The sequence below is a fragment of the Kitasatospora sp. NPDC058115 genome (genome assembly GCF_042884635.1).
Classification (GTDB): domain Bacteria; phylum Actinomycetota; class Actinomycetes; order Streptomycetales; family Streptomycetaceae; genus Kitasatospora.
In genome coordinates this window covers 21,533-27,753 of sequence record NZ_JBHVTL010000051.1, presented here as the reverse complement: position 1 = coordinate 27,753, position 6,221 = coordinate 21,533, and the positions used below count along the sequence as shown (strand labels likewise).

The following is a 6,221-nucleotide window of genomic DNA, read 5'->3' as shown; positions in this document are numbered from 1 at the left end:
CCGCCGAGGGCGCCGCGGGCCGGGTGGTCGGCGGCGACGATCATCAGCCGGCCGGTGTCGCTCAGCAGCGGCCTGCGGGTGCGGCGCGCGCCGCCCGCGCCACGCACCCGCCCGCGCCGCCCGCCCGCGCCGCGCGCCGCCCGCCCCCGTCGTCGCCCACCGGGGCAGCGATACCCCACGGGGTACACTGGACAGCCGGTAGTCGACAGCGGAAAGCGGTGCTGAGATGCAGGTGGACGAGGAGGCCGTCGGTGCGGTCCTGAACCGGCTCCGGCGTGCTCAGGGGCAGCTGGCGGGCGTGATCGCCATGATCGAGGCCGGCCGGGACTGCAAGGACGTGGTGACCCAGCTGGCCGCCGTCTCCCGGGCTCTCGACCGGGCCGGCTTCAAGATCGTGGCGAGCGGCATGCGCCAGTGCATGGCGGGCGCCGACGCCGACACGCCGCCGATGAGCGAGGCTGAGCTGGAGAAGCTCTTCCTGGCCCTGGCCTGAGCCCCGGAACCCGCCCACCCGACGGCGGGGGCGTGCGCCACAGCGGCGCACGCCCCCGCCGTCGGCGTGCCGGACCCGTTTCCGCCGCGGACCGTGCCAGGCTCGTCCCTCCATGAGTCTCGCCATCGCCCTGCTCACCCAGGACCTCCGCCTGCACGACAACCCCGTCCTGCACGCCGCCTGCGCCGCCGCCGACGAGGTCGTCCCGCTCTTCGTCCTGGACCCCGACATCGCCGCCGCCGGCTTCGCCGCGCCCAACCGCGCCGCCTTCCTCGCCGACTGCCTCACCGACCTGGACGCCTCCCTGCGCCCGCTCGGCGGCCGCCTGGTGCTGCGCCGCGGACCCGCCGCCCCCGCCACCGCCCGGCTCGCCGCCGAGCTGCACGCCGCCTCGGTGCACGTGGCCGCCGGCGTGAGCGCCTTCGCCGAGCGCCGTGAGCAGGCGCTGCGCGCCGAGCTCGGCGCGCGCCTGCACGTCCACGACGGCTCGCTCACCGCCGCCGTCCCCGGCGCCCTGACGCCCGCCGGCAAGGACCACTACGCCGTCTTCACCCCCTACTTCCGCGCCTGGTCGCAGGCGCCCCGCCGGACCGTCCACCGCCCGCCGAGGGCCCTGCGCACCCCGGACGGCATCGCGAGCGAGCCCGTGCCCACCGCGAAGCCGCAGTCGCCCGCGCTGCCGCCGGGCGGCGAGCGGGCCGGCCGGCGGCTCTGGCGCCGCTACGAGCTGGACCGCTACGCCGACCTGCACGACGACCTCGCCGCCGACGCCACCTCGCGCCTCTCGCCGTACCTGCACTTCGGCTGCCTGTCCGCCGCCGCCCTGGTGACCGAGGCGCTGCGGCACGGCGGCGAGGGCGCCGAGGCGTTCGTCCGGCAGCTGGCCTGGCGCGACTTCCACCACCAGGTGCTCGCCGCCCGCCCCCGGGCCGCGCACCACGCCTACCGCGACCGGGGCGACCACTGGCTGCCGGAGGACGACGAGGAGTGCGCGGCCTGGCGCGCCGGGCGCACCGGCTTCCCGCTGGTCGACGCGGGCATGCGCCAGCTCGCCCACGAGGGCTGGATGCACAACCGGGCCCGGCTGGTGACCGCCTCCTTCCTCACCAAGACCCTCTACCGGGACTGGCGGATCGGCGCGCACCACTTCCTGCGGCTGCTGGTGGACGGGGACCTCGCGAACAACCAGCTCAACTGGCAGTGGGTGGCGGGCACCGGAACGGACACCCGGCCGAACCGGGTGCTCAACCCGCTGGCGCAGGCCGACCGCCTCGACCCGGACGGCGCCTACGTCCGGCGCTGGGTCCCGGAGCTGGCCCACGTCCCCGGCCGGGCGGTGCACCGGCCGTGGCTGCTCGACGAGCACCCGGCCGGCTACCCGGAGCCGCTCGTCGACCCGGCCGCGCTCTCCGACCGCCTGCGCGCCGCCCGCGGACTGGACTGACCGGCCGCAGGCACCGGCCCCGCGCCCCGTCCACCCCCCGGTCCCCGCCCCACAGTTCCCGAACCGCCCGACGTTGCGTCACGTTTCGTTCACACCCCGGTCGCCGGTCTTCGGATGAATGGGCCCGGCCCCCGCAGTTGTACAGCCAACTGTCGAAGGGGCCGCTCCTCCCAGCCTCCGTCAGCAGCCGCGGACGGCCCCGGTCCGCTCCCCCCTGACGGCCCGGCGCCCGAGCGGCGGACAGGACCTCCGTGGCCACCGGCAGCACCCTGACCCTCACCTCCTCGTCCGGCCCCTCCGAGGGCGAGCGCCTCACCTTCCACTGGACCACCGACGCCCCCGACCCGAAGAACTGGGTCGGCATCTACGACGGCGACCGCCTGCCCGGCAACGGCAGCTCGCTGCTCTGGAAGTACACCCCGGGCACCTCGGGCGACGTCCAGCTCGACACCTCCGCCCTCACCGGCGGCCCGTACACGGCGTACCTGCTCGCCAAGGACGGCTACGGCATCCTCGCCAGGACCGGGCCCTTCACCTTTCGCCCCAAGCCCGCCGTGGTCCGCCCGCACGCCGTCGTGGACGCCTTCACCGCCACCCCGGCGGCCCCCGGCGCGGCCGTCACCGTCAAGCTCGGCGGCCTCTGGGTGCGCCCCGAGGGGAACCCCGCCGGGAGCGCGGCCTTCCGCAAGGTCTCCGGGCCGGCCTGGCTCGCGGTCGCCGCCGACGGCACCGTCACCGGCACCGCGCCGGCCGGGAAGGCACCGCGCACCCCGGAGGTGCTGGTCGTCGGCGTCAAGGACAGCGCCGGCGCCACCGACACCGTCACCGTGCTGCTCCCGGTCGCCGACCCGGCCGCCGCGCCGCGCCTCAAGGTGGCGAGCTGGAACCTTGCCGAGGCGGGCGCCGCCTTCACCGACGCGGTCGAGAAGCAGCTGCGCGTCGTCCTGGCGCAGGGCCTGGACGTCCTGGCGCTCCAGGAGACGGCCGGCGGGGCCGCCCGGACCCTCGCCGACGCGCTCGGCTGGTACGCCCACCAGAGCGGCGGCAGCGTCGCCCTCCTCAGCCGCTACCCGCTGACCGCCGTCACCGGGCCGACCGCCGCCCTGCCCGCGGTCGGGGCGAGCGTCCAGCTGCCCGGCGGGCGCGCCGTCCGCGTCTGGAGCGCGCACCTCGACGAGGCCGACTACGGCCCGTACGCCGCCCAGGACGGGCGCGGCGCCGCGCAGATCACCGCCGCGGAGACCGCCTCCACCCGCTTCCGGCAGGCCACGGCCCTGGCCGCCGCCGTCCAGGCCGACGCGGCCGCCGGTGTCCCGGTGATCGTGGCCGGCGCCCTGTCCTCGCCCTCCCACCTGGACTGGACCGCCGCCACCGCCGCCGCCCACAGCGGCGTCGGCAAGCTCGACTGGCCGGTCACCCGGGTGCTCCAGAACGCCGGACTCACCGACACCTTCCGCGAGGAGAACCGGGACCCGGTCAGGGCGCCGGGCTTCACCTGGTCGCCGGTGCGCAAGCAGCGCGCCGCCGGCAAGGCCGAGCCCCAGGACCGGATCGACTACGTGCTCCACCGCGGCCGGCTGAAGCTGGTCGAGGCGCACACCCTGGTCGCCGACTGGCCGGCCACCGGCGCCGACCCGGCCGCCCTCGCCGCCAACCAGTGGCCGTCCGACACCGCCGCCGCGGTCGCCACCTTCCAGCTCTGAGAGGCCAGTTCGCGATGTCCGACCTTTCCCGCCGCACCTTCGTCGGCGCCACCGCGGCCGCCGGCGCCGTCGCCCTGACCGGCCTTCCCGGCACCCCGGCGCAGGCCGCCCCCGCACCGGGCCGGCTCACCGGCACCATCAAGGACGTCAAGCACGTCGTGGTGCTGATGCAGGAGAACCGCAGCTTCGACCACTACTTCGGCACCCTGGCCGGCGTCCGCGGCTTCGGTGACAAGCAGGCGCTCCGGTTCCCCGACGGCACCGACGTGTTCCGCCAGCCCGACCCGCGCCGCAGCGACGGCAACGTGATGCTGCCCTACCGGATGGACACCTCGAAGTACAACGCGCAGAACGCCGGGGGCCTGCCGCACGACTGGGCCACCGGCCACCAGGCCATCAACAACGGCGCGATGAACAAGTGGATCGCCGCCAAGGGTGAGCGCACCATGGGCTACTTCACCCGCGAGGACATCCCCTACCAGTACGCGCTGGCCGACGCGTTCACCCTCTGCGACGCCTACTTCACCTCGCTCGCCGGCCCGACCGACCCCAACCGGCTCTACCTGTGGACCGGGACCGCCGGCCCCGGCCGGGACGGCACCAGCGGCCCCTGGATCGACAACACGCCCGTCACCGACAACCCCGTCGCCGACTGGACGACCTACGCCGAGCGCCTGGAGCAGGCCGGGGTGAGCTGGCGGGTCTACCACAACCCCAGCAAGGACGACCGCACCGGCGACTACGACGACAACGCCCTGTCCTACTTCCGGCAGTTCCACGACTTCCCGAAGGACGACCCGCGGTACATCAACGCGATGACCACGTTCGACCCGGCCGCCTTCGACGCGCACTGCAAGGACGGCACCCTGCCGACCATCTCCTGGCTGGTCGCCCCCTACCTGTTCTCCGAGCACCCGGAGGCCGGCCCGGCGTACGGCGCGCACTGGGTGAACCAGGCCCTGCAGTCGCTGATGTCCAACCCGGACGTGTGGCAGCACACCGTCTTCCTGGTGATGTACGACGAGAACGACGGCTACTTCGACCACATGGTGCCGCCCACCCCCGAGCCGGGCACGCCCGAGGAGTTCACCCAGGGCCGGGCGATCGGCCTCGGCAACCGGGTGCCGCTGTGGGTCGTCTCGCCCTGGTCGCGTGGCGGCTGGGTCAACTCCCAGGTCTTCGACCACACCTCGGTGCTGCGCTTCATGGAGCTGGTGACCGGCGTCGCCGAGCCCAACATCTCCGCCTGGCGCCGCGCCGTCTGCGGCGACCTCACCAGCTGCTTCGACTTCGCGGCGCCCGACCGGTCGGTCCCGCGGCTGCCGGACACCAACGCCCTGATGGCGAGGGCCGACGCCGGGACGAAGCTGCCGGGCGTCCAACTGCCCGCCGTCGGCGCCCAGTCGATGCCGGTCCAGGAGCGCGGCGACCGCCCGCACCGCCATCTGCCCTACCAGCCCTGGGCGGAGGCCGAGGTGGACCGGCGCACCGGCCGGGTCACCTGCACCATGAGCAACGACGGCGGCGTCGCCTTCCCGTACACCGTCTACCCGAACATCGCGCAGCCGTTCGCCGGCACCCCGTTCACGGTGGCGCCGGGCGCCTCGGCGACGTACGTCTGGGAGGCCGCGGCCACCAACGGCCGCTACGACTTCACCGTGCACGGTCCGGACGGCTTCGTCCGCCGCTTCGCCGGCACCGTGGTCCGCGACGGCGCCGGGAGCGCCGGCGTCCCGGCGGGCCAGAACGACATCGGCATCCCGATCGTGACCGCCGACCTCTCCGCGTCCGGCCGGCTCACCCTCCAGCTGGTCAACGACGGCATGACCGACGTCTGCTTCTCCGTCGCGCCGAACGACTTCGCCGGCACCGCGCAGACCGTCTGGGTGCGCCCCGGCAAGCAGACCGACCTCGCCTGGCCGCTGGACGGGCAGGGCCGCTACGACGTGGTGGTCACCGCCGCCACCGGCCAGCGCTTCACCCGCCGCTACGCGGGCTGGGTGCACTGACCCGCGAGCCGCTCCGGCCGCGGCCGGGGGCGCCGAACCGGTGACCCCCGGCCGTGGCGCGGCCGCCCGACCGGGGCCCGCCGCTACCGTCGGCTCCATGCAGCAGATCACCCCATGCCTCTGGTACGACGACCAGGCCGAGGAGGCCGCCCGCTACTACACCTCGGTCCTCCCGAACTCGCGGATCACCGACGTCACCCGCTACACCGAGGCGGGCCCCGGCACGCCCGGCAGCGTGGTGACCGTGGCCTTCGAACTCGACGGCCGCCCGTTCGTCGCCCTCAACGGCGGCCCCGTCTTCCCGTTCACCGAGGCCGTCTCGCTCCAGGTGCAGTGCGACGACCAGGCGGAGGTGGACCGGCTCTGGACGGCGCTGCTGGAGGGCGGCGGCCAGGAGAGCCGGTGCGGCTGGCTCAAGGACCGCTGGGGCCTGTCCTGGCAGGTCACCCCGCGGATCCTGATCGACCTGGTCTCCGGACCGGACCGTGACAAGGCCGCCCGGGTGACCCGGGCCATGCTGTCCATGAGCAGGATCGACATCCGGCAGCTGCTCGACGCGGCCGAGGGGTGAG

General features: G+C 75.1%; 5 protein-coding genes and 1 pseudogene. 5 read left to right on the top strand and 1 reads right to left on the bottom strand.

The genetic code is table 11. The annotated features are described in order from the left end of the window. Window positions 1–179: pseudogene (locus ACFVVL_RS34380) on the bottom strand (deoxyribose-phosphate aldolase); the annotation flags it as partial. Between the two features lie 47 nt (window positions 180–226). On the opposite strand from ACFVVL_RS34380, the gene ACFVVL_RS34375 reads away from it, so the two are divergent. The 5 genes from ACFVVL_RS34375 (at window position 227) to ACFVVL_RS34355 (ending at window position 6,220) form a co-directional block, all read left to right on the top strand. After that, a complete protein-coding gene (locus ACFVVL_RS34375) occupies window positions 227–493 on the top strand; it encodes a metal-sensitive transcriptional regulator (RefSeq protein ID WP_344329712.1) in 267 nt (88 codons plus the stop codon). A gap of 112 nt (window positions 494–605) precedes the next feature. Then, window positions 606–1,937 (top strand): cryptochrome/photolyase family protein, encoded by a 1,332-nt coding sequence (locus ACFVVL_RS34370; protein WP_387682338.1) that lies wholly within the window; start codon window positions 606–608, stop codon window positions 1,935–1,937. A gap of 251 nt (window positions 1,938–2,188) precedes the next feature. Next, complete coding sequence (locus tag ACFVVL_RS34365) at window positions 2,189–3,640, top strand: endonuclease/exonuclease/phosphatase family protein (protein ID WP_387682335.1); 1,452 nt, start codon at window positions 2,189–2,191, stop codon at window positions 3,638–3,640. A 14-nt stretch (window positions 3,641–3,654) separates the two neighbouring features. Beyond that, on the top strand, window positions 3,655–5,649 hold the full coding sequence (locus tag ACFVVL_RS34360) for a phosphocholine-specific phospholipase C (protein WP_387682332.1): 1,995 nt from the start codon (window positions 3,655–3,657) through the stop codon (window positions 5,647–5,649). A 97-nt stretch (window positions 5,650–5,746) separates the two neighbouring features. Beyond that, complete coding sequence (locus ACFVVL_RS34355; RefSeq protein ID WP_380295263.1) at window positions 5,747–6,220, top strand: VOC family protein; 474 nt, start codon at window positions 5,747–5,749, stop codon at window positions 6,218–6,220. Window position 6,221 lies beyond the last annotated feature (1 nt).

What these genes read in the sequence shown, in the direction of transcription:
- ACFVVL_RS34355 (WP_380295263.1), top strand. Translation starts at nt 5,747, where the DNA reads ATGCAGCAGATCACCCCATGCCTCTGGTACGACGACCAGGCCGAGGAG.
- ACFVVL_RS34375 (WP_344329712.1), top strand. Translation starts at nt 227, where the DNA reads ATGCAGGTGGACGAGGAGGCCGTCGGTGCGGTCCTGAACCGGCTCCGG.
- ACFVVL_RS34360 (WP_387682332.1), top strand. Translation starts at nt 3,655, where the DNA reads ATGTCCGACCTTTCCCGCCGCACCTTCGTCGGCGCCACCGCGGCCGCC.
- ACFVVL_RS34370 (WP_387682338.1), top strand. Translation starts at nt 606, where the DNA reads ATGAGTCTCGCCATCGCCCTGCTCACCCAGGACCTCCGCCTGCACGAC.